This is a genomic window from Luteibacter anthropi, assembly GCF_011759365.1.
Lineage (GTDB): Bacteria > Pseudomonadota > Gammaproteobacteria > Xanthomonadales > Rhodanobacteraceae > Luteibacter > Luteibacter anthropi.
This window is the reverse complement of record NZ_JAARLZ010000004.1, coordinates 470,687-493,276: the sequence shown is the minus strand read 5'-3', so window position 1 is coordinate 493,276 and position 22,590 is coordinate 470,687. Positions and strand designations below refer to the sequence as shown.

Sequence of the window (22,590 nt, the reverse complement as noted above, 5' to 3'; positions counted from 1 at the left end):
CAGGAACCCAGTGCGGTGCGATGGGTTTTCGCCTGAGGCTAAGCTACACAAGAGCCGATGATACGTGGCCGTGCTTACTTGCGAACCGGGGCGCTGGGTTCCAGCTTTCGCTGGAACGACGAGCTGTGACGCTTGCCCCCCCTGCCTATCCCTCACGTCGTTCCTGCGAAAGCAGGAACCCAGTGCGGTGCGATGGGTTTTCGCCTGAGGCTAAGCTACACAAGAGCCGATGATACGTGGCCGTGCTTACTTGCGAACCGGGGCGCTGGGTTCCAGCTTTCGCTGGAACGACGGTTGGGCATGCACTTTATTGCCCTGCATCACCACGTTACCCGGCGGCGATCAGCGACAGCCTGCATCGTATTGATCCCACTGTGTCGCTGAGCTTCCAGCGCTAGGTTGTGATTCCACCGCGCGAGCGGTGGCTATCGACCACGCAAGGAGCGCGCTCATGAAAAAAACCCTTCTTTTCCTCGCATTGTCCTGTGTATTCCCTGCTCATGCAGGCACGGCACAGCCCACCGGTGGTTCCCAGGCGCTGACCTGGGGCGCATGTGCACCAGGCAAGGGAACCACGCTGACACCCGAACTGCTCGCACGATTCGACTGCGGCTGGCTCAACGTTCCCTACGATCACCAGGCATCGGCATCACCAACCGTACGCATGCCCGTGCTGCGCGTGCGCGCGGCACGACCCGCGATTCGCGAAGGCACGATCTTCTATCACCCCGGAGGCCCCGGCGCCGATCCGATGTCCTCGCTCATGAAACTGGCTCAACGCTGGAGTTCGATCGATGTCACGGACCCTGACCTCGGCGACCTGAAGCTCCTTTCGGACCGCTATGACATCGTCGCCCTCATGCCGCGAGGCCTTACGGATGAAACGCGGCCCGATTGCATTCCATTTACCGGCCGCAAGGCGTCCCAGGCCATGATGAATCCCGACGACGATGCTGCCTGGAACGATTTCGTCGCCGAAACACGCACATTCGCCGAGTCCTGCGGGCCGAAAGCCGCAGAGATCAATACGGCCGCACAGGTGGCCGACATGGAAGCCCTGCGCACGGCCCTGGACATCCCCGTCATGCATTTGTATGGCGCCTCATACGGTACCTGGGTCGCCACCTGGTATGCGTCTCTGCACCCTTCCCATACCGGCCGCGTTCTTCTCGACGCCTCGCTGGACTTCGAACGACGCTGGCTTTTCCAGAAAGCCGGCCTGCACATCTACCGCGACAGGGCCATGATCGCCGATGCCCTGAAGCCCGCTGTCGAGCGCCCTGACATCTATGGCCTGGGCACCTCCGTATCGGCCATCCGACAGCGACTGATCGGCATGCCGCTTTTCATGCGCCGCATGTGGGCACCCGCCGTATCGTTTCCCGAGCATGTGGTCGCGGCCCTGGCCGTGGCCGACGAATGGACCGCCATGCCGGAGCAACAGCGCTCGTTGGACACGTTGCGCAGCCGGCTACAAACGCATGTCTTCCATTCGCATGCCGACATCGATCGCGGCATGCGTACCAGCGCCTTTGCCCTCGCCGGCGCACTCTTCTTTAACGACGGCTCGCCCCGGACGCTGCCCTACGGCGGACCCGCGGCTACATTCGCCGTCTACTGCAACGACTCCGTGTGGCGCTCGTCACCCGACGACATTCGCAAGGGCATCCGCTTCATGGACACCCAGGCCACCCTTCCCCGCGGCCAGGAAGCCGTGATGGGTCTTATCTGCGCGGCATGGCCGCATGCACCCAGCCTCCGTCCTTCGTTCGAGGCACTCAAGCGCCTGCCGTCCATCGTGATGATGCATTCGTCCAGCGACTGGACAACCCCCATCGGCGCAGCCGAGGCGATGACCCGTGAACTGCCCAACAGTCATTTCCTGGTGAGCGTCGGCTTGCAGGGACACACCACCCTCGGCCAGCCAACGGCGAAATGTGCCACGCGACATGCCGCGCACTATCTGCTTACCGGCGAAACGCCCTCGAAACGACGCGTCGATTGCACGGAAGGGACCACGACGGATACGCCACCTCACTATCCTCACGGCGGAGAACTATAACCTGAGCCCCGTGTAGGAGCGCGCCTGCGCGCGACCGCTTCATCATTGCGAATGAAACGAAAAAAGCCTTGCTTTCGATCAGGCAGGCCATGATGGCTCGCCCGGTCGAAAGCAAGGCTTCCTTCGTCATGCCGGCCTGAGGAAGGTCGCGGGCGAGGCCCGCTCCTACAACATCGTTACCGACGCCGCGATGATAGATATCAAGGAGATCGGGGTGGCGTGCGCTGTTGCGTGCGCCAGATGGCGAGGCCGGCACCGAGCACGGCCACCAGCGCCCACACGCTGCTTGCCATGGCATCCTCGGTCACCCATAGGAGGCCGCCCGCAGCGGTAATGACCACGGCGGCCACACCAAGAGCGAACAGCGGATCGCCTTTCACCCTCGTGCCCGCCGCCAGCAGCAGCACACCGAAGGACGCCACCAGCCCCGCCAGCACACGCAATGTCATCGTGGCCTGAGGCCGTTCGGGCAGCGCTGGCAGTACGTCGCGCAGGCTGCGTTCGCCCACCTGAACCTCGAAACCCGGATTCGTATCCCTGGTGTCGCCCGGAGCAAGCACATCGCCATCGATACGCGCCAGCACCGTCATGGACTGCAACGGCACTGCCTCCCAACTTACGCGAAGATCGCCGAGTCGGGGTGCCTCCGGCTTGCCGCTGGTGACGAGATAGTCTCCCGACCGCTGGAAGGTGGCGGCAAGGTTGGGCGGCAAGTGGTTCTCCTCCGGTGGAACGATCACACGACCGGGAAAAGCACGGACGATGGGCGCGGCAAGACGGAAGTTGCCAAGGCGAACCTCGCCCGCTTCGAACTGACGCCCCTGGATGGGAAAGGCACCCGGGTTGGCGTGACCGCCCGGCTTCGCGAATCGCGACGACTCGACCGGGTGATCTACCCAGTCCAGCTCATAGTGCGTATCGCCCGCAACGCTGATCTCTCGCCACTGGAACATCTCCACGTGACGAACAAGCAACGGCGATTCCATGCGCACGCCGAACTCCTGGTCGCGAGGCGCATCCACGATCTTTGGCAGGCCGCTGACGCGCGTAAGTGAGCCGTACTGGCCCGCCGACGGATGCCCCTTGTCTCCGAGGTCCAGCACCGCCGGCCCCTGCTTCGCCAATGCCTGGTCGTAATCGATGGCCCGGCGCTCGTTCCAGAACAGAAGCGCCAGCGCCAGGATGATGAGACCCGCTCCGATGATTCGAGACCGCCCGTGCATGCCGTGTCCTTTCGTCTTCATGGCAGGCGCCTTATTGGACCTTGCCCAGGCCGGATGGGCGACGCGGATCGCTCGCGGCATCCAGCGTGTTGGTGCGATGGTCCCAGGTGACCACGTTCATGAAGCCCCACGGCGAACGATCCTTCAGCACGTGACCCATCGCGGTAAGCGCCTTGGCCGTGGCGTCGTCGAACGCACCCGGCTCCACATCCACGCGGTCCGGCAGATACTGATGGTGATAGCGCTTCTGCGCCACGATCTGCGCGGCATTCTTGCCATCGATGAAGGCGAGGATGCCTTCCAGTACCTGGGTAATGATCGTGGAGCCACCCGGCGAGCCGATGATGGCCGTGCGGTCGGCACCGAACACAAAGCTGGGCGACATCGACGACAGCATGCGCTTGCCCGGCTCCGGTGCATTGGCCCAGGAATCGCGCAATCCGTAAGCATTGGGCTGGCCGGGTACGAGTGCGAAGTCGTCCATCTCGTCGTTCAGCACCACCCCGGTACCAGCCGCGATGAAGCCCGAACCGAACTCCAGGTTCACCGTGAGCGTGGAGGCCACCATGTTGCCGTCGGCATCGATCACCGAGAAATGCGTGGTATGCATGCCGGGCTCCGGCGCCATGGCGGGCGGCAGCAGCTCGGACGGCGTGGCCTTGTCCGGTGCGATGGTCGCGCGCAGTCCGTCGGCATAGTGCTTCGACAGCAACATATCGAGCGGCATCTTCACGAAATCCGGATCGCCCAGGTATTCGTTGTGGTCGCGGAACGCGCGACGCATCGCCTCGATCGTGTAATGCAGCGAATGGGCGGCATCTAGCTTCGTGAGGTCATAGCCGGCGAGGATGTTGAGCACCTCGGCAATGGCCACGCCACCGGACGACGGCGGCGGGGCGGTGACGATGCGATAGCCCTTGTAGTCCACGCTGAGCGGCTGGCGCTCCTTGACCGTGTAGCCATCCAGGTCGGCCGTCGTCCACTTGCCACCGGCCTTGCGCGTGGAGGAAAGCAGCAGCTTCGCCGTTTCGCCCTTGTAGAAGCCGTCACGCCCCTTCGCGGCGATGCGCTCCAGCGTCTTCGCAAGATCCGGCTGCTTCAGCGTCCAGCCCTGCTCCGGCGGCTTGCCGCCCGGTAGCAGCACGGCGGCCGAGGCCGGCCAGCGCAGCAAGGTGTCCTTGTGCTCGGCAATGGTGTTGAGGAAGCGCGCGTCGGGCTGGAAGCCCTCCTTCGCGATACGGATGGCCGGGGCCAGTGATTCCGACAGCGGCAGCTTGCCGTAATGCTCCGCCATCCAGACCAGCCCGGCCGGCTCGCCGGGAATACCGGCGGACAACGGGCCACGCGTGGAGGCATCACGATTGGGCTTGCCGTTCTTGCCGATGTAATCCTTCATGTCCACCGCCTTCGGCGCGGTTTCGCGCGCATCGAGGAAGGTGTTGCTGTTGTCGGACGCGCGATGCAGCAAGGCCATGAAACCGCCGCCGATACCGGAACTCTGCTGCTCCACCACGGCGAGGGTCGAAGACACCGCCACGGCGGCGTCGAAGGCATTGCCGCCCTTGCCCAGCACTTCGAAGCCGGCATGGGTGGCGAGGAAATTGGCGCTGGCGATGGCCGCGTGGCCTGGGCCGCGCGAGGGCGCATCGGGCGCCTTGTCCTGGGCGGTGGCGCTGCCTGCGCCAAGGACGAGGAAAAGGCTCGCGGCAAGCACGCGCCACGACGGAGCATGGGTCATCGATGTCTCTCCGGAAACAGGATCGCTGCCGTCGAGATTAACGCATGACGCCCGCGAGGGCTCAGGGAGCGGCTTTCGCCATCAGGTGCTCGTACTTCAGCATGAGCTGCTCGTGCGACTCCACGTGATCCGGATCGTGCGGAATGCACTCCACCGGACACACCTCCACGCACTGCGGGTTGTCGAAGTGGCCCACGCATTCGGTGCACAGGGCCGGATCGATCACGTAGTACACCTCGCCCAGCGAAATGGCCTTGTTGGGGCACACGGGCTCGCAGACGTCGCAGTTGACGCAGGTATCGAGGATGATCAGGGACATGGGGCGATTTTACCCCATGCGCGCCCTTCATGCCCCGATGCGAATGGCTCTCGCCCGCCGGGACCCTCCAGCACCCCGCCAGGCCACCGGGACTGCCGCCGGCATCGCGAAGCGACGCAGCGGCCGCCTTCAGCCCTTCTCCTGCGCCAGGGCGCCTTCCAGGTTTGCCTCGATACGCGACAGCCAGTCCAGGAGCTGCTGTCTTTCCGCTGATGAGAAGCCGGCAAGCGCAAGCTCCGATGCATCGTCCATCACCGCCTTGCCCTGCGGTATCTGGCGCTGCGCGAGCCGGGTCAACGAGACGAGGCGACTGCGTCCGTCTGCCGGATCAGGCACCCGCTCCACCAGCCCGTCACGCTCCATGCGTCCCAGCAACTGCGCCATGCTCGGCTGCTCCACCTGCGCGATACGCGCCAGCTCGGTCTGCGAAAGCGCCCCGGTGTTCTTCAAGGTGACGATCACCGGCAGCTGGCCCATGGAAAAGCCCAGTTTGCGCAGGGGGCCGTCCACCAGCTTGCCGAACGTCCGGTATACCTGCCCTATCCGTCGCATGGCTTCGCCGGGCCCGACGACTCGTGATTCAGTTGCCATTACATAGGCGCCTATATATATTGCATAGGACCCTATATTAATCGGTGCTCCCATGAATTCCCATCCCAGGGTCGCCATCATCGGCGGCGGCCCCGGCGGCCTCACGCTGGCACGGCTGCTGCATCGCCATGGCATGGCAGCCACCGTCTTCGAACGCGATGAACGTGCCTGCGCCCGCGCGCAGGGTGGATCGCTCGACCTGCACGAGGACTCCGGCCTGCTTGCCCTCGAACGCGCCGGGTTGATGGCCCCCTTCCTTGAGGTCGCCCGCTACGAGGACCAGGAAACCCGCTTCTACGACAAGCATGGCGCCCTGATCTTCGAAGACAGCGACACGACCGGTCGACAGCGTCCGGAAATTGATCGTTCGGCGCTGCGACAGCTGCTGCTGGATGCCCTGCCCGACAATGCCATGCGCTGGCACCGCCCACTGCGCGATCTTCGCGAAGGCAACGACAATCGCTGGTACCTGGTTTTCGACGAAGGCGACGAAGGCCCATTCGACCTCGTCGTAGGCGCCGACGGCACATGGTCCCGGGTGCGCCCCGCACTCTCGCCCTACAAACCGCAACACAGCGGACTGTGCTTCATCGAGTTCGGCATCGACGACGCAGACAACGCCCACGCGGCCCTCGCAAAGCTCGTGGGGCGCGGAAAAATGGGCGTGGAAGCCGATGGCAAGGGCCTGATCGTGCAGCGCAACGGCCATGCCCATCTGCGCGGCTACGCCATCCTCCGTGTGCCCTTGGGCTGGGCCGAACAACGCTTCGACTTCACCTCGCCCGCCGCGGTGCGTGCCGGACTCACCGCCGAATACGCAGGCTATGCCGACACTCTGCTCGACCTCTTCCGCGCCAGCAACGATCGCTTCGCCGTGCTGCCGATTCACGCATTACCCGTAGGACACCGCTGGACACACCGCAAAGGCCTGACACTGATTGGCGACGCGGCGCATGTGATGTCGCCCTTCGGAGGTGAAGGCGTCAACCACGCCATGCTTGATGCGCTGGAACTGTCGCAATCGCTGGTATCCCTACCCGATCCGGACAAAGCCGTCGCCGAGTACGAATCACAGATGTTCGCCCGCGTCGCCCCTTCCGCAGAAAACGCTGCCATCGCCGCAGCAACAGCGCTATCGCATGATGGCGAAGCACAAACGGCACAAATGCACCGCGCAAACACCCACTGAAACACAGCCCTGTAGGAGCGCGCCTTGCGCGCGACCGGTGATATCGAAACGATGATGACATTCGCGACGACCGGTCGCGCGCAGGCGCGCTCCTACAGAGGAAGCGTTGTCACGAGATCGCCCCCGTTGCGTTGTAGGAGCGTGCTTGCGCGCGACCGGTGATATCGAAACGATGATGATATTCGCGACGACCGGTCGCGCACGAGGCGCGCTCCTACAGTGGAAGCGTTGTCACGAGATCGCCCCCGTTGCGTTGTAGGAGCGTGCTTGCGCGCGACCGGTGATATCGAAACGATGATGATATTCGCGACGACCGGTCGCGCGCGAGGCGCGCTCCTACAGTGGAAGCGTTGTCACGAGATCGCCCCCGTTGCGTTGTAGGAGCGTGCTTGCGCGCGACCGGTGATATCGAAACGATGATGATGTTCGCGATAACCGGTCGCGCGCAGGCGCGCTCCTACAACAGCCTGCGATCATGTTCGGTAGAGGCGACCACGCCACACGCGCCGAGCGCGAGGCCGACAGGCGAGCCCACCCTACAAAGCAAAACCCCACAAAAAATGCGCCCCTCTCACGAAGGGCGCCTCATGAACCCACCAGGCAAAAAGCCCGGCGCGATTACATCGCGACGAAGCGATACGTAGCGCCGCTCGAAGCCAGCGCATCGGCAACGCGCTGCTGGTCGGCCTGGTCGCCGATGAACAGCACGATCACGTTCTTGAACGTACCCGGCTGGGCGTTCTTGAAGGCTTCGACGATGAGGTCGGCCGTCTTCGCCGACTCCGGGCCACCGAAGACGAGCATGTTGCCCGGGGTGACGCCGCGGGCGACGGTGCCCTGCACATTGTCGAGCTGGCGCTGGCGACCGTCCTGGCCTTCCTGGTCGTCACCGGCCGGCACGAAGTACGGGAACGGACGATCGGCGGTCATGCCCTGCATGTTCTTGCGCACGATCTGGCCGAAGAACTGGCTCCACGCCTTGGTGTCCTTCGGATCGGACGGCTTGGAAACGGCGGCTTCCTGCTGGGTGGCTGCCTGGTCGGTGTCTTCCGACTTGTTGCAGGCCGAGAGAGCCAGGGCGGCGGTCAGGGCCACGGACGCGGCGAGGACGAACTTACGCATGATGATCACCTTTGGTTTCAAGAGTTGCGCCAGCGCTGACGCATGGCCTGCTGCACCGCCGGATGCACGAAGCCGGATATATCGCCACCAAGGCGACCGATTTCACGCACGAGCGAAGAGGAGATGAAGCTGTACTGCTCCGCCGGCGTCAGGAACAGCGTCTCGACCTGGGGAATCAGGTGACGGTTCATGCTGGCCAGCTGGAATTCGTATTCGAAGTCGGACACGGCGCGCAGGCCACGCAGGATCACCCCCGCGCCGATCTCGGTGACGAAATCGGCCAGCAGGCAGTCGAACCCGCGGACCGTCACGTTGGGCAGGTCGGCCAGTGCCAGGCGGGCCAGCGCGATGCGCTCGTCCAGACTGAAGCCGGGACCACCCGGACCTTTGTTACGACTCTCCGCCACGGCCACGATGATGCGGTCGAACAGGGGGGCCGCTCGCGACACGAGGTCGGCGTGACCGTTCGTGATCGGATCGAACGTGCCCGGGTAGACGGCAAGACGCGGATTGACCGGCGGAGGAGTCATGGACTGGGGGTCGGAGGAAAACGCGGGCTAGCTTAACGGATCGGCCGGGGTGCGGCGATAGAGGGCGTAGGCCACTTCACCGGCCTGCCCCTGGCGATGTGGTAGCCAGTTGGCCGGCAGGTCGAACGAGGCACCGCGGGGAGACTCCACGTAGATCCAGGCATCCGCCGCCAGCCAGCCGGCCTCCTCCAGCCGCAGGGCCGCCTCGGCCCAGGCGTCGTCGGCAAAGGGCGGGTCCATGAAGACCACGTCGAACGGCTTGCCGCCGGCCTTCAGCCAGCGCGCGGCATCGTCGGCCACCACCCGGGCCTCTGCCTTCAGGCGGGCCAGGTTGGCTTTCAGCGCCGCCACGAGCTTCGGCTCGCGCTCCACGAAGGTGACCATGCCCGCCCCACGCGACAGGGCTTCGATGCCCAGCGCGCCCGTGCCTGCGTACAGGTCGAGGCAGCGCGCGCCACTGATAACCGGCTGCAGCCAGTTGAACAGGGTCTCGCGCACGCGGTCGGAGGTAGGCCGCAGGCCCGGCAGGTCGGGGACCTCCAGCCGGGAGTTGCGCAGGTTTCCGCCGATGACGCGGATACGACCGGAGCCGTTCATCGATCAGCGGCCAGTAGGGGCGGGAGTGCTAGCATTCGCACATTGTCTTTGAATCCGCCGCGCAATGCTCAAGTTCTGGAAAAAGAAGCCCGCCGAACCCGTCGCGAAGCCCGAGGACGCGCCCATCGAGGAGCGTATCGACGCACCGGCCGAGGCCGTGTCGATCGACAGCGCCCCGATCGTGGCCGAAGTGCTTGCCGAAACCGCGGCTCCCGCCCCCGAGCTGCCCGAGGTCACCCAGGAAGCCGAAGAGGCCGAAGTGGTGGAGGCCGCACAGCCCGCGCGCCGAAGCTGGCGCGAGCGCCTGGCCGGCAGCGGCTTTGCGAAAAGCCTCACCTCGCTCTTCGTACGCCACCCCAAGCTCGACGACGACCTGCTCGACGAACTGGAAACGGCGCTGATCACCGCCGACGTTGGCGTCGAGGCCAGCACCAGCCTCGTCGAAGGGCTGCGCAAGCGCATGCACAAGCGCGAGTTCTCCGATGCCGGCGAACTGCTCAAGGCTCTGCGCGCCGAGCTGGTCAGCCTGCTCAAGCCCGTGGAGAAGCCGCTCGACGTCTCCACGCACAGCCCCTTCGTGATCCTCACCGTGGGCATCAACGGCGTGGGCAAGACCACCACCATCGGCAAGCTCGCGCGCCGCTATACCGACGAAGGCCGCAGCGTGCTGCTCGCCGCCGGTGACACCTTCCGTGCCGCCGCCGTCGAACAGCTGAAGACCTGGGGCGAGCGCAACAAGGTGCCCGTGGTTTCGCAGGGCCAGGATGCCGACTCCGCGAGCGTGATCTTCGACGCCCTCCAGGCCGCCCGTTCGCGTGGCACCGGCGTGCTCATCGCCGACACCGCCGGTCGCCTGCACACGCAGAGCGGCCTCATGGACGAGCTTGGCAAGATCGGCCGCGTGATGAAGAAGCTCGATGCCCAGGCGCCGCACGAGGTGCTGATGGTCATCGACGGCACCACCGGGCAGAACGCCATCAGCCAGCTTCGCCAGTTCCGCGACACGGCGAATGTCACGGGCCTCGTCGTGACCAAGCTCGACGGCACGGCCAAGGGCGGCGTGATGTTCGCACTGGCCCGCGAGTTCGGCCTGCCCATCCGCTACGTGGGCCTGGGCGAAACCGCCACCGACCTGCGCGTCTTCGACGCCGAAGCCTTCGTCGACGGCCTCCTGCCCAGCCAGCTCGGCGGCTGAGTGGAAGCGGCACGGGCAAGGTCGCGGCCATGAACCGCCGACTGCGGATCGGGTTGTATGTCGTGGGCGGCACGTTCCTCGTGCTGCTCGTGGCAGCGCTTATCGCCACCTACGTGGTGCTGCAACCCGAACGCTTCACGGCCCTGCTGCAATCGCGCGCCCGGGCAGCAGGACTGGAACTGACCCTCGCCAGCCCCGCCAGCCCCACCCTGTGGCCCAAGCCCGCGCTGGAACTGGACGGCCTCACCTTGCGTGGCCAGTCCGTCAGCACGCCGCTGCTGGTGGCCTCGCGCGGCAAGCTGGTATTGCCATGGCACACGCTGCTCGGCGGCGAAGCCACGATGTCGCGCCTGGAAGTGGAAGGCGTGCGTATCGATCTGGATGCCGTGTCTGCGTATCTCGACACGCTGCCTCCGCGATCTTCCATGGCCGGCGCCACGTTGCCGACGATCGATGCAGGCTTCCGCATTACACGCGGCACCTTGCTGCGTGGCACGCGGCTGATGCTATCGAACATCGAAGCCAACGCCGATCGTCTCGCCAGTGGCAAACGATTCGTGCTGACCCTGTCGGCACGTACCGCTGACGACACCCCCTATGCGCTGGAACTTGAAGCACTGCCCACGCTCGACCATGGCGTATTGAGCCTCACCGGCACGGGCCTGCGTATCTCCAGCGAAAAGCGCTTCGGCATGGACTTGCAGGGCACGGCAACCTGGCGCGGAGGTGCCGACATCGGCGCATCCCTGGCCGGCAAGCTAACCCGGGCCGATGCCACGCCCTACGACATGGCCCTGAGCGTGACACCCGCCAACCAGAACGATCCGCTCTACATCGCCCTCAAGCTCGACGGCGACAACGAACACACCAACCTGCGTGTTCCCCCGATTGCCCTTGCCTCATGGTGGAGCGGCATGCAGGGGGCCGGCTCGCCTACCCTGCCCCCGCTGGTAGGCACCGCCGACATCGGCAGCCTCGACGCAGGGAACGTCCACATCAAGGGCCTGCACTTCGAATCCACGCCGGCGCAGGCCTCAACGGCCGGTTCCACACCTTGAACGTTTTTGCACGCGAACTGCTCCGCTGGTACGACCACCACGGACGCAAGGACCTGCCCTGGCAGCATCCGCGCAGCGCCTATCGGGTATGGCTGTCGGAAATCATGCTGCAGCAGACCCAGGTCGTGACCGTGATGGGTTACTTCCAGCGCTTCGTCGATCGCCTGCCCACGCTGCGCGACCTTGCCGAAGCCGACGAAGACACCGTGCTCGCACTCTGGTCGGGCCTTGGCTATTACCGTCGGGCACGCTTTCTCCACCAGGCCGCACGCCTGTGCATGGAGCGCCACGACGGCGACCTGCCGCGCGACCTCGACGCATTGATGAACCTGCCGGGCATCGGCCGCTCCACCGCCGGCGCCATCCTCGCGCAGGCGCACGGGCTGCGTTTTCCCATACTCGATGGCAACGTCAAGCGCGTACTCACGCGCTACCACGGCATCGCCGGCTTTCCTGGCGAAAGCGCCATCGAGAAGAAGCTCTGGCTGCATGCCGACGAACACACCCCGGCCAAACGCACGGCGGACTACACGCAGGCCATCATGGATCTCGGCGCCACGGTCTGCGTGCGCAGCAAGCCTGCCTGCCTGCTCTGCCCGCAGGCGGCCACCTGCGTCGCGCATCGCGACGGGCTCACCGCCGTGCTGCCCACGGTCAAGCCCGGCAAGAAGGTGCCTACGCGCTCCGTCGCGATGCTGCTCGTGCGCGACAAGCGGGGGCGCGTGCTGCTTGAGCGTCGCGGCCCGCAGGGTGTGTGGTCCGGCCTGTGGAGCCTTCCCGAAGCCGTCGACGCCGACACGGCCCCGGCGGTAGCGGCCACCCTGGCTCGTGTTCGCCAGGCCGATCCCCTGCCCGCCTTCACCCACGTCTTCAGCCACTACAAGCTGGACGTTTCCCCCATCCTGTTCGACCATGCGGCCCCGCTCGCCGCCGTGGCCGATCGCGCCGACCGGCGCTGGTGCAATCGCGACGAGCTTGCCTCGCTCGGCCTGCCCGCCCCCGTGCGCACGCTGCTCGACAACCTTCCGGAGATATCCCCATGACGCGCACCGTTCATTGCGTGAAACTCGGCCACGACGCCGACGGCCTCGACTTCGCCCCCTGGCCCGGTGATCTGGGCAAGCGCATCTACGACAACGTGTCGAAGGAAGCCTGGGCCCAATGGCTCAGCCACCAGACGATGCTGATCAACGAGATGCGCCTCTCCCCTCTCGACCCGAAGACCCGCAGCTTCCTCTCGGGCGAGATGGAGAAGTATTTCTTCGGCGGCGACGTGGTCCAGCCGGCCGGTTACGTTCCCCCCGAAGAAAATACTTGACGACGGCCTTCACACCCGCTTAAATACGCGGCTCAACTCGCCGCAACGTTCGCGTTGCAGCACTCGTGGCTGAGTAGCTCAGTTGGTAGAGCAGGGGATTGAAAATCCCCGTGTCGGCGGTTCGATTCCGTCCTCAGCCACCATTATTTAAGGGCCTGCAGAAATGCAGGCTCTTTTTTTATACCTTGAACAAGGCATCTTTTTGCCCGCCGGATCGACACCCGCCCCATGCGGATGGCCCATGCCTTGAGGTGTCGCGCTTCAACACGGCCCGGATGTGAGCGATGATGAGGCTTCCTGCCGACTTGCCCTCCCGAGGCAACGAATGCGATCTGTGGCCATCCTCATCTTCGGCGCAATCCTCTCCACGTGCGCCATGGCCCGTGAAGACCGGCTGATTCACGTCGCGGTCTACAAGGGCCCTGCGTCCTGCCGCGATTGCTCGGAAGCCGCGAAGCTGGCCATCGAGAAAAGCGGGCCGGAATACCGTGTCGATTTCGTCGGTGCCGGAGAAAAAATCGACATCACCGCAGCAACCCTCGCTCGCTACGACATCTACGTACAACCTGGCGGGGGCCAGGACATCGACGGAGCATTCCGCAGCCTCGGGCCAGCCCGGGTGAAAGCCCTGCGGGACTACGTGACACACGGTGGCAGGTATCTCGGCCTGTGCATGGGCGCTTACCTGGCCGATGCATCGCATCTGAATCTCGTCTCGCAAGATCTGGACTCCGAGGTGGGCCGACCCGGGTTCCCCGTAGAGACCATTGAAGATGCCGCTGTCGATGTTCACTGGCTTGGCCGGCAAACACGCATCTTCTATCAGGATGGCCCCTGGCTGGAATCCGACACGGCGAATCCCGGATTCCGCAGCATCGCAACCTATGCAAACGGCGACCTGGCCGTGGCTCGTTACACCATGGGCAACGGAGTTGTCGTACTGAGCGGACCCCATCCTGAAGCCGGAGCCAACTGGTTCGAGGATGCCGATATCCCCGTAGAGAAAATGCCTCGCGAAAATCTGGTAAAGGACCTTTTGAAGCAACTGGACTAAGCCACGTCAACGACATACGGAGCCATCGCCCTGTTACGTACAACGAATAGAGCATCGCCTGTCAGACGCAATCGCTCTATCGTCTCTTCGGTGAAACGCCGGAAGGCATCCCCGCTTCCCGGCGTCGTGATGAAGATCAATTCAGGCAGGTCTTCTCGTCCGTACGCGCGGTGTCAGCCACACCGACCATGAGCCACTTGCCATTCAGCTTGAGCAGGCTGAATTCTTCAGACGCGCAGTGGCTGAAATGACCATCGTCGGTCCACGTATAGGGGGACCAAACCGAAGCCAGATCGTTGTCGACATGGACGACAGGATGGTGAAGCGTCTGCACCATCTTGCCCGGGGGCTGCGCGACGATGAGATCGGCAATCTGTTCAATGGTCAGGCGGCGCAGACCACCCTCGGCGTTTGCACGGGCGCTCATCACTTCCATATGCGGAACGGCCTCCGACAACATGGCTGCCTTGTCGCGGCGTGTAATGGCGGAGAGGAAATCGTTGACCGTTTTCAGTGCGGCGTCTTCTTCCGTGGATGCGTGGGACACGCCCACGCACCCCATAAAGAAGGCTGCCGCCAAAGCAAGTTTGCGAAACATCATGAGTGAAGGGCCTGTGGTACCAGAGGGTGATAGAAACGCGCCGCCGGGACAGATACCCCGTAAATCGTCCGCGGCGTGGATATAAGTATCCCGACCACTCATAAGGTTGCCTTGCACGTAACAAGCGCCATGAAATCAATCCATTGAACAGAGTTCATTCATGCGTCAACACCGGCTCAGATAACGACGGATGGCTATCGCCTGGCACCAGCGATCGCAATATATCGCCAACCATCCACGACGCCCCCACCATCTGCCTCCCGTTCCGCCTTGCCGTTGACCGGTCACGATTCCAGGCACACCATGCATCGCCCTCCACCGCCACGGAACAGCCATGTTCGGCATCCACGATCTCGCCCTGTTCGTCCTGTCAGGCCTTCTGCTGAATATCGCCCCCGGCCCCGATTCCCTGCTGATTGCCACGCACTCGGCGCGATCCGGCTGGCGGGCGGGCTCCATGGCGGCATTGGGTATCGGTACCGGCACCTGCATCCATATCGCTGCTGCCGCGTTCGGCATGGCCGCTCTGCTGGCCGCTTCGGCCGAGGCCTTCGCCGTGGTCAAATCCATCGGTGCCGCCTATCTGGTCTATATCGGCGTGAAGACGCTGCTTGCCACACGCGGCAAGGCCGCGGCCGTCGAGGCCGCCCCCACGGCGCCGCTGCCGGTCGCCCGCAGGCGCATCTTCATGCAGGGCTTCATCAGCAACGTATTCAACCCGAAGGTCGCCCTGTTCTTCCTCGCCTTCATGCCGCAGTTCATCGATGCCTCCAAGGGACACACCGCCGTCGCGTTCCTCGTGCTCGGCCTGATCTTCAACACCGTCGGCATGCTGTGGTGCCACGTGCTTGCGCTGACGATCGGCTTCGCCGGCAACCGCATCCGCCCCAGCCAGGCCATCTCGCGCTGGATCAATCGCACCGTCGGCGCACTTTTCATCCTGCTCGGGCTTCGCCTTGCGGTGTCAGCCAGACAGTGAACCTGATGGATCTTGAGGGTCCCGCTCTCGACCTGCGCTTCTGACGCACCGACGGACGATGGGGCGTATTCCATCGTCCGTCATTCCTTTCTCCCTATTCTTCTTCCTCATCGACCACCAGGTCGCTGAGCCTTTGCGCCGGGCGAGCCGGCACCGATATGCCGTCGGCCGCTCTCAACGCATCCTCCAGCGCAGGCCCGATGTGTTTCAGCGCCGGACGTTGCATCATCTCGTGATGCTCGCAGGCGATATCGTGTACATCGATCCGTCCGCTGACGAACTTGCCCCAGATACGCGGCGGTGGAACCTTGCCCGCATTGATGGTCGCGCGGAAGAACAGCATGTTGCCGTCGAACATCCTGTGCCTGAAGCGAAGCAGCAACGACGGGGCCAGCTCGTACTGTCCGATGAAACGCTCGAAGAAGGTTTCGTCCAGGTCGCCGCTCAGGTGCGCCATGCCGAAGTCCTCCAGGTACTGCACGATGAGTTCGCGCATGCCCTGGTTGGATTCCTCGGACGGCCCTTGTGCAATGGCGGCGCGTACGGTCGCCTCTTCCACCGGATAGCTATCCAGCATCGCGAGGATACCTACCTCTTCGCCCGCCTCCTGGAGCCGCGTGGCCATGGCATGCACGACATGGCATCCCAGCGACCAGCCAAGCAGGTAATACGGCCCTTCCGCCTGCACGCGGCGGATCTGCGCCAGGTAATCGTCCGCCATGGCTTCGATCGTTCCGGCGGCCCGATCCGGTTCGCTCAATGCACGCGCCTGCAAGGCGTACACGGGGCGATCACGTACATGTGCCAGAAGGCCGGCGTACATCCATCCCGAACCACCGCCCGGATGCACGCAGAACAGCGGACGGCCATTGCCCGTAGAGCGCAAGGGCAGGAGCACGTCCAGCGCCCCCTCGCCCTCGATGCGGTCACCGCCCAGGTCGATGCGTGCGGCCATGGCGGAAAGCGTCGGTGCCTCATACAGCGATGCGAGGGTGAGATTGCAACGCAGTTCGTTGCGCACGAGGCTGAGCAGGCGGGCGGCCGACAGTGAGTGACCGCCCAGGGCGAAGAAGTCGTCGTGACGCCCCACCCGTTCCACGCCAAGCAGCCCCTGCCAGATACCGGCCAGCACGCTCTCCACGCCCTCCGTCGGTGCTTCGTACTGCTCGCGTGCGTAGGCCTCGTCATCCGGCACGGGTAGCGCACGATAATCCACCTTTCCGTTCGCCGTGAGCGGCAGCGCGTCCAGCAGGACGAAGGCCGAGGGCACCATGTAGTCGGGCAGTTCCTGTGCCAGCCGCTCACGCAGCGCCGCGAGGGCATCCTCCTGGCCCCACGACTGTTCCAGCGCTACATAAGCCACCAGGCGCTTGATCCCTGCCCCATCCTGCGTTGCCACGACCACGGCATCCTTCACAGCCTCCTGCTCCAGCAGGCGCGACTGCACCTCTCCCAGCTCGATACGGAACCCACGGATCTTTACCTGGCCATCGTTGCGCCCCAGGAAGACGAGGTTGCCGTCGGGCAGGAAGCGCGCGAGATCGCCTGTGCGATACATCCGCGCGTCCGGCACATCGCTGAACGGATCAGGCAGGAAGCGCTCTGCCGTCAGCTCCGGACGATTCCAGTAGCCTATGGCCACGCCATCGCCACCGATGAACAGTTCGCCCGTTGCGCCCGGTGGCACCAGCTGGCCACGCTCATCCAGCAGGTAGGCCGTGGTGTTGGCGATGGGCCGGCCGATCGGCACGTTGTCCACATCGTCCGGTACCTGCCGCGCGGTGTATGTCGTGGCGTACGTGGTGGTTTCGGTCGGACCATAGCAATGCACCAGTTGCAGATCCTTCGCCTGTGCAAGCAGGTGACGGAAAGCCGAAGGCTCGGCACGTTCACCGCCGCACATGAGTACCCGCAAACCAGCCAGCGCACGCGGTATCTCGCGCACGTACTGGTTGAAGATCGCCGTGGTGACAAACAGGACTGTGATCCCTTCCTGCTCGATCGTCTTCGCCACTCGGGCCGGATCGAGCAGTACGTCGCGAGAAACAACCACCAGGCAGGCACCATTGAGCAGCGCACCCCATACCTCCACCGTGCTCGCATCGAAGGCGGGATTGGCCGCCAGGGCGAACCGGTCGCTGGATGCAAACCCGGCGTATCCATTGTTGAGCACCAGGCGACTGATGCCACGCTGTGGCGCGACCACGCCCTTGGGCGTACCCGTCGATCCCGAGGTGTACATGAGATAGGCAGGCGATGCGCCCGTCATGGAGCCTTCAACCAGCGACGACAGTTCACCGGGGAATAACGGCTGACGAATGCCAAGGCTGGGTACCACCTGTCCTTCGGGAGCGACATCCCCTTCGTCGACGAGAATCAGGCGCACGTCACCATCGGCCATCATCCATAATTGTCGATCCGCAGGCGTTTCCGGGACGATCGGAAGATAGGCTGCGCCAAGACGGAGTACAGCCAGTTCGGCGATGACCAGGGCGATGCCACGGCCTGCACGGATGGCGATGCGATCACCAGGGCCGGCACCGTGGTCACGCAAGGCATGGGCCAGCACGTTCGAACGCTGGTCCAGCTCCGCATAGCTCAGCTGGACATCGCCTTCGATGATGGCCGGCGCGTCCGGTGCGCGGGCCACATGCCTGGCGAACAGCGCGTAGGTGCTCTCCTGCGCCGGATAGTCGCGGCGGGTGGCATTCCAGGTATCGAGCAGGAGACGACGTTCTTCCTGCGGAAGAATGGCCAGCGCACCCACCGGACCCGCCGATGCCGTTTCCAGCGCTTCGGCCAGTGATTCGAGTGCGCTGCGCATGTAGCCGCACACCGCCTGCGGACGCACCGCCGATATCGCCTGTGCGGTGAGCCCCAGCGCATCACCATGATCTTCCACGGACAGCACCAGCGGGTAGTTCGTCCGCTCTTCCGCACTGAGCATCCGGATGTCCGGGCCTGTTTGACCTGCGGCCTCCGTTGCAAGCGACGCGTTGTGCCGGTAGTTCAGCAAGGTATTGAACAACGGCGTCGGTGACTGCACCCCGCTGCAACGCTGTGCGAGAGCCAGCGGGGCATGTTCGTGCTGCAACAGGTCGGCGAGCTTGCGATGTGCAAGCTTTACGCTGTCCAGCACAGGCGTGTCGTCCAGGTCGAAGCGGATGGGCAGCGTATTGATGAACAGGCCCATGGCGCGGTCGGCACCCGTGCCACCGTGCATGCGGCCGAACAACACAGTACCGAACACCGCGGTGTCCTGTCCGCTCGTGCGCGCCACCACCTGGCCCCAGGCCAGATGGCAAAGGCTGGCGAGGCTCACGCCATGACGGCGCGCCTGCTCGCGCAGGCGGGTGTTCAACGCAGGCGACAGCGCCTCGTGCCATTCCTCCACCGGCTGGCCCGGCGGCACCGTGCCATCCAGTCCGAACGACAGGCTGGGCATATCGATATCGCCCAGCTGTTCACGGAAATACGCTTCGTGCGCCGCCTCACCCAGGCCCAGTCTTGCCTGCGCCACGAGACCACGGAACGGCTGCGCGACAGCCAGCGTTCCGGCCTTGCCGGCAAGGATTGTCCTGATCTCGCCGAACAACACCTCCAGGCCGGAGTGATCCATGATCAGGTGATGCATGCTCTGCGCCACGAGCCAGCGACCTTCTTCCACGTCGTGGGCGATGTCGTAACGCAGCAACGGCGCCCGTGTCAGGTCCATGCGATGACGGGCGGGGTCCACCGCCGCCATCAGCTGATCCATCACCGGTGCGACCGAGGTATCGAACGTCCTCTGCGCCACCGGCAGCGTCGCCTTGCGCCACACCACCTGGGCCGGTTCGGGGAGGCGGTCCCAGGCAAAGGCCGTGCGCAGGATGTCGTGGCGGTCCACGACCTGTTGCACGGCAGCCAGGAAGCGATCCAGCCCGCTCCGGTCACCAAACGACAGCAGGACCCGTTGCAGGTACGGATCGCCCTGCCCGGCCAGCTGATGATGAAACAGGATGCCGTCCTGCAATGGCGACAGGCCGTAGATGTCCTGGATGTTGGCAACACCTCCCGGCACTTGCGCCACGATGCGGTCGATGTCCGCCTGGCCGAGGTCGATCAGCGGCAGCATCTGCGGCGTGATGGCATGGGTGCCCTCGACGATGAGGTTGTCAGGCACCGCCACCTCGTGATGGCCGCCCAGCATCGCCGCCAGCTCACGCAGGTTCGGGGCCGCGAACAAGGCACGCACCTCCATGGACAGCCCCACACGACGCAGCTGCTCCATATGCTGCACGGCCAGCAGCGAATGGCCGCCCAGGGCGAAGAAGTTGTCGTTGCGACCCACCTTCTCCACATTCAGCAGTGCCTGCCAGATGCGGGCCAGCGCCTGCTCCACCGGACCCTGCGGTGCTTCGAAACGCTCGCGGGCAAAGGCATCGCCGTCGGGCACCGGCAACGCGCGGCGATCCAGCTTGCCATTGGGCATCAACGGCAATGCGTCCAGCACCACATAGGCTGCCGGCACCATGTAGTCGGGCAACGAACGACTGGCCTTCGTACGCAGGGTAGCCACCAGGTCCACGCGGTGCGCATCGAGCTGCGGCACCACGTAGGCCACCAGGCGTTTCTCGCCCGCATCCTCGCGCGCAAGCACCACGACCTCGCTCACTGCCGGGTGCTCGGCCAGGCGAGCCTCGACCTCCCCCAGTTCGATGCGATAGCCACGGATCTTCACCTGGTCGTCGTTGCGTCCCAGGAACTCGAGATTGCCATCGGGCAGGTAGCGGGCCACGTCGCCTGTCCGGTACATGCGTGCACCGGCTTCACCATGGAACGGATCGGCAAGGAATCGTTCGGCCGTCAGCTCCGGCCGGTTCAGGTAGCCGCGAGCCACGCCATCGCCACCGATGTACAGCTCGCCTGCCGCACCTCGCGGCACCAGCTGGCCGAAGGTGTCCAGCAGGTAGAGCCGTGTATTCGCCACCGGCCGGCCGATCGGTGCAATGGCCGTCGTCACGTTCGCGGTGTAGACCCACGAGGTGGCATCGATGGTGGTCTCGGTCGGCCCGTAGAGATTGACCACCTTGTTCCACATCGGATGACCGCGGTGAGCGGGTGTATCGAGTTTCAACGGTTCGCCGCCGCAGAACAGCAGACGCACGCCGTCGATATCCCCGCACTGGAAGAACAGCGGCAGCATGGAGGGAATCAGCTGCACGATGGACACATCGTGCTCGACCACATGCCGGTGCATCGCCGCGACGTCGCGCATGGCCTCGCGCGGCAACACGACGGCCGCCGCCCCCACGAGCAGCGGTGTCCACAGTTCCCATACCGATGCATCGAAGGCGATGGACGTGCGCAGCAGGAATACGTCGTCGGACGTGAAGCCGAAGCGCCCGACCTGCCAGTGAAGATGGTTGATGAAGTTGCGATGCTCGACCATCACCCCCTTCGGCGTACCCGTGGAGCCGGAGGTGTAGATGACATAGGCCAGATGATCGGCGCGCAGACCTTCGACGACCGGATTGTGATCCGGCTTCAGGTCCGTGCCCGACAACAGCGCATCGAGATCGAGATGCGTCATGCCGGCCAGCGCTTCGTCACCCAGTGCACGTCGCCCGTCCTCGTCCGCCACGAGCAGGCGCGGGCCGGCATCATGCAGGATCAGGCCCAAGCGATCCGCCGGATAGGCCGGATCAAGCGGCACGTAGGCACCACCGGCCTTGAGGATCGCCAGCAGACCCACGAGCATCCCGGCACCGCGCTCCATGCACAGCGCCACGCGATCATCCGGCCTGACACCCAGGGCGATCAGTTCGTGGGCGACACGATTGGCCGACGCATTCAACGTGGCATACGTCATCCGTGCATGACCCGAAACCAACGCCACGGCCTCCGGTGCATGAGCCGCCCGCGCTTCGAATACCTGGTGGATGCAGAGATCGCCCGGGTACTCACTTCTCGTGGTGTTCCATTCATCCAGAAGCAGACCACGTTCGGCATCACTGAGCACGTCGATGCGCCCGACCGTTTGCGAGGCATCGGCCGCCATCGCATCGAGCACGCGCAGCAGGGCCTCGCGATGACGTTCCATCGTGCCGGCATCGAACAGTGCCGTTGCATAGCGCAGCTCGCCCTGCAGCTGACCGTCGCGCTCGCCGATGTTCAGTTCCACGTCGTACTTTGCCGGGTTCCATGGTGCCAGCAGACTTTCGCGGGTGACACCGGGGAGCACGTCCTGGCCCTGGTCTCCCGACTCCCAGGTCAGCATCACCTGGAAGACCGGCGTGTGATCGAGGTGGCGCGGTGGCTGCACCACGTCCACCACCTGCTCGAACGGCAGGTCCTGGTGCGCCTGTGCCTGCAAGGCCACCTGCTTCACCTGCTCCAGCAGTTCCGACACGCTGGGCGAGTCCGACAGGTCGATCCGCAGTGCCAGGCTGTTGACGAAGAAGCCGATAAGGCCCTCGACCTGTGCATGGCCACGGTTGGCGCTGGGAATACCGATCACCAGATCGTCCTGCCCCGACAGTCTGCCCAGGACACTTGCCCATGCCGCCAGCACGGCCATGAATGGCGTGGCGCCATGCTCATGGGCCAGAGCCTTCAGCCTCGTGCTGGTCCGGGCATCCACGCTCACCGGCAGGCTCGCGCCGTCGAAACGCTGCTGTGGCGGGCGCGGATGGTCGGTCGGCAGGGCCAGCAAGACGGGAGCCTCGGCCAGCTGACGTTTCCAGTAGGCACGCTGCATCGCAAGGCGTTCGCCCTGCAACCAGCTCCGCTGCCACGCGGCGTAATCCGGATACTGGATATCCATGGCAGGCAGCGGATCGTCGGCACCTTGCGCAAAGGCGCGGTAAAGCGACGCCAGTTCGTCCGTGAGCACACCCATCGACCAGCCATCGGACACGATGTGATGCTGTACGAGCACGAAGGCCTGGTCGTTCGTTCCGAGCGAGATCCAGTGCGCGCGAATCAGCGGCCCTTCGGCCAGATCGAACGGCATGTCGATATCGTCGACGAACA

At 64.6% G+C, this 22,590-nt stretch carries 17 protein-coding genes and 1 tRNA gene (1 of these 18 running past the window's edge); 9 read left to right on the top strand and 9 right to left on the bottom strand.

Annotation, left to right across the window (positions count from 1 at the left end; genetic code table 11):
- The first annotated feature begins 451 nt into the window (after positions 1-451).
- The gene (locus HBF25_RS10050; RefSeq protein WP_166947921.1) at positions 452-2,062 is read left to right on the top strand and encodes an alpha/beta hydrolase; all 1,611 of its coding nucleotides are present in this window, start codon (positions 452-454) and stop codon (positions 2,060-2,062) included.
- 200 nt (positions 2,063-2,262) lie between these two features.
- Here the strand turns inward: HBF25_RS10050 and HBF25_RS10045 are convergent, their stop codons facing one another.
- The 4 genes from HBF25_RS10045 to HBF25_RS10030 all read right to left on the bottom strand — a co-directional run bounded on the left by HBF25_RS10045 (position 2,263) and on the right by HBF25_RS10030 (position 5,933).
- The gene (locus tag HBF25_RS10045) at positions 2,263-3,306 is read right to left on the bottom strand and encodes a TMEM43 family protein (RefSeq protein WP_166947919.1); all 1,044 of its coding nucleotides are present in this window, start codon (positions 3,304-3,306) and stop codon (positions 2,263-2,265) included.
- Positions 3,307-3,316: 10 nt separating this feature from the next.
- Positions 3,317-5,023: a gamma-glutamyltransferase gene (ggt, locus tag HBF25_RS10040; protein WP_166947917.1), complete on the bottom strand. Its 1,707-nt coding sequence runs from the start codon at positions 5,021-5,023 to the stop codon at positions 3,317-3,319.
- Positions 5,024-5,084: 61 nt separating this feature from the next.
- On the bottom strand, positions 5,085-5,342 hold the full coding sequence (locus HBF25_RS10035) for a YfhL family 4Fe-4S dicluster ferredoxin (RefSeq protein ID WP_166947915.1): 258 nt from the start codon (positions 5,340-5,342) through the stop codon (positions 5,085-5,087).
- Positions 5,343-5,471: 129 nt separating this feature from the next.
- Entirely contained in the window at positions 5,472-5,933 is a 462-nt protein-coding gene (locus HBF25_RS10030; protein WP_166947913.1) for a MarR family winged helix-turn-helix transcriptional regulator, read from the bottom strand.
- Positions 5,934-5,985: 52 nt separating this feature from the next.
- Between HBF25_RS10030 and HBF25_RS10025 the strand changes: the two genes are divergently transcribed.
- Positions 5,986-7,122, top strand: a complete 1,137-nt coding sequence (locus tag HBF25_RS10025) for an FAD-dependent oxidoreductase (RefSeq protein ID WP_166947912.1) — start codon at positions 5,986-5,988, stop codon at positions 7,120-7,122.
- Between the two features lie 618 nt (positions 7,123-7,740).
- Here the strand turns inward: HBF25_RS10025 and HBF25_RS10020 are convergent.
- The 3 genes from HBF25_RS10020 to rsmD are packed head-to-tail and all read right to left on the bottom strand — an operon-like array spanning position 7,741 to position 9,371.
- Complete coding sequence (locus HBF25_RS10020) at positions 7,741-8,244, bottom strand: hypothetical protein (protein WP_166947910.1); 504 nt, start codon at positions 8,242-8,244, stop codon at positions 7,741-7,743.
- 17 nt (positions 8,245-8,261) lie between these two features.
- Positions 8,262-8,774, bottom strand: a complete 513-nt coding sequence (coaD, locus tag HBF25_RS10015; RefSeq protein ID WP_166947908.1) for a pantetheine-phosphate adenylyltransferase — start codon at positions 8,772-8,774, stop codon at positions 8,262-8,264.
- 27 nt (positions 8,775-8,801) lie between these two features.
- Positions 8,802-9,371, bottom strand: a complete 570-nt coding sequence (rsmD, locus tag HBF25_RS10010; RefSeq protein ID WP_166947906.1) for a 16S rRNA (guanine(966)-N(2))-methyltransferase RsmD — start codon at positions 9,369-9,371, stop codon at positions 8,802-8,804.
- 64 nt (positions 9,372-9,435) lie between these two features.
- Here rsmD and ftsY point away from each other — a divergent pair, with 64 nt between their 5' ends.
- The 6 genes from ftsY to HBF25_RS09985 all read left to right on the top strand — a co-directional run bounded on the left by ftsY (position 9,436) and on the right by HBF25_RS09985 (position 13,996).
- Positions 9,436-10,566, top strand: a complete 1,131-nt coding sequence (gene ftsY / locus HBF25_RS10005) for a signal recognition particle-docking protein FtsY (protein WP_166947904.1) — start codon at positions 9,436-9,438, stop codon at positions 10,564-10,566.
- A 29-nt stretch (positions 10,567-10,595) separates the two neighbouring features.
- Complete coding sequence (locus HBF25_RS22165) at positions 10,596-11,624, top strand: AsmA family protein (protein WP_243853152.1); 1,029 nt, start codon at positions 10,596-10,598, stop codon at positions 11,622-11,624.
- The gene (gene mutY, locus HBF25_RS10000; protein WP_243853151.1) at positions 11,621-12,667 is read left to right on the top strand and encodes an A/G-specific adenine glycosylase; all 1,047 of its coding nucleotides are present in this window, start codon (positions 11,621-11,623) and stop codon (positions 12,665-12,667) included. Before HBF25_RS22165 ends, mutY begins: the two co-directional genes overlap by 4 nt.
- The gene (locus HBF25_RS09995; RefSeq protein ID WP_166947900.1) at positions 12,664-12,942 is read left to right on the top strand and encodes an oxidative damage protection protein; all 279 of its coding nucleotides are present in this window, start codon (positions 12,664-12,666) and stop codon (positions 12,940-12,942) included. The genes mutY and HBF25_RS09995 overlap by 4 nt, the downstream gene beginning before the upstream one ends.
- Positions 12,943-13,009: 67 nt before the next feature.
- Positions 13,010-13,085, top strand: a tRNA-Phe gene (locus HBF25_RS09990).
- Between the two features lie 182 nt (positions 13,086-13,267).
- The gene (locus HBF25_RS09985) at positions 13,268-13,996 is read left to right on the top strand and encodes a BPL-N domain-containing protein (RefSeq protein ID WP_166947898.1); all 729 of its coding nucleotides are present in this window, start codon (positions 13,268-13,270) and stop codon (positions 13,994-13,996) included.
- A 136-nt stretch (positions 13,997-14,132) separates the two neighbouring features.
- On the opposite strand, the gene HBF25_RS09980 is transcribed toward HBF25_RS09985, so the two are convergent.
- Positions 14,133-14,597 (bottom strand): nuclear transport factor 2 family protein, encoded by a 465-nt coding sequence (locus HBF25_RS09980; RefSeq protein WP_166947896.1) that lies wholly within the window; start codon positions 14,595-14,597, stop codon positions 14,133-14,135.
- A gap of 334 nt (positions 14,598-14,931) precedes the next feature.
- Here HBF25_RS09980 and HBF25_RS09975 point away from each other — a divergent pair, with 334 nt between their 5' ends.
- Positions 14,932-15,576, top strand: coding sequence for a LysE family translocator (locus HBF25_RS09975; RefSeq protein WP_166947894.1), 645 nt, complete (start codon positions 14,932-14,934; stop codon positions 15,574-15,576).
- Positions 15,577-15,670: 94 nt separating this feature from the next.
- Here the strand turns inward: HBF25_RS09975 and HBF25_RS09970 are convergent, their stop codons facing one another.
- Positions 15,671-22,590, bottom strand: partial view of a non-ribosomal peptide synthase/polyketide synthase gene (locus tag HBF25_RS09970; RefSeq protein ID WP_166947892.1) — the 3' end only. 24,775 nt of this gene lie beyond the right edge of the window; the window shows 6,920 of its 31,695 coding nt (coding positions 24,776-31,695); its start codon lies off the right edge, out of view — the gene reads right to left on this strand; its stop codon occupies positions 15,671-15,673.

Excerpts from the sequence above, each read along its gene's own strand:
- HBF25_RS10050 (WP_166947921.1), top strand. The coding sequence starts at position 452 with ATGAAAAAAACCCTTCTTTTCCTCGCATTGTCCTGTGTATTCCCTGCT.
- HBF25_RS10045 (WP_166947919.1), bottom strand. The coding sequence starts at position 3,306 with ATGAAGACGAAAGGACACGGCATGCACGGGCGGTCTCGAATCATCGGA.
- ggt (WP_166947917.1), bottom strand. The coding sequence starts at position 5,023 with ATGACCCATGCTCCGTCGTGGCGCGTGCTTGCCGCGAGCCTTTTCCTC.
- HBF25_RS10035 (WP_166947915.1), bottom strand. The coding sequence starts at position 5,342 with ATGTCCCTGATCATCCTCGATACCTGCGTCAACTGCGACGTCTGCGAG.
- HBF25_RS10030 (WP_166947913.1), bottom strand. The coding sequence starts at position 5,933 with ATGGCAACTGAATCACGAGTCGTCGGGCCCGGCGAAGCCATGCGACGG.
- HBF25_RS10025 (WP_166947912.1), top strand. The coding sequence starts at position 5,986 with ATGAATTCCCATCCCAGGGTCGCCATCATCGGCGGCGGCCCCGGCGGC.
- HBF25_RS10020 (WP_166947910.1), bottom strand. The coding sequence starts at position 8,244 with ATGCGTAAGTTCGTCCTCGCCGCGTCCGTGGCCCTGACCGCCGCCCTG.
- coaD (WP_166947908.1), bottom strand. The coding sequence starts at position 8,774 with ATGACTCCTCCGCCGGTCAATCCGCGTCTTGCCGTCTACCCGGGCACG.
- rsmD (WP_166947906.1), bottom strand. The coding sequence starts at position 9,371 with ATGAACGGCTCCGGTCGTATCCGCGTCATCGGCGGAAACCTGCGCAAC.
- ftsY (WP_166947904.1), top strand. The coding sequence starts at position 9,436 with ATGCTCAAGTTCTGGAAAAAGAAGCCCGCCGAACCCGTCGCGAAGCCC.
- HBF25_RS22165 (WP_243853152.1), top strand. The coding sequence starts at position 10,596 with ATGAACCGCCGACTGCGGATCGGGTTGTATGTCGTGGGCGGCACGTTC.
- HBF25_RS09995 (WP_166947900.1), top strand. The coding sequence starts at position 12,664 with ATGACGCGCACCGTTCATTGCGTGAAACTCGGCCACGACGCCGACGGC.
- HBF25_RS09985 (WP_166947898.1), top strand. The coding sequence starts at position 13,268 with ATGCGATCTGTGGCCATCCTCATCTTCGGCGCAATCCTCTCCACGTGC.
- HBF25_RS09980 (WP_166947896.1), bottom strand. The coding sequence starts at position 14,597 with ATGATGTTTCGCAAACTTGCTTTGGCGGCAGCCTTCTTTATGGGGTGC.
- HBF25_RS09975 (WP_166947894.1), top strand. The coding sequence starts at position 14,932 with ATGTTCGGCATCCACGATCTCGCCCTGTTCGTCCTGTCAGGCCTTCTG.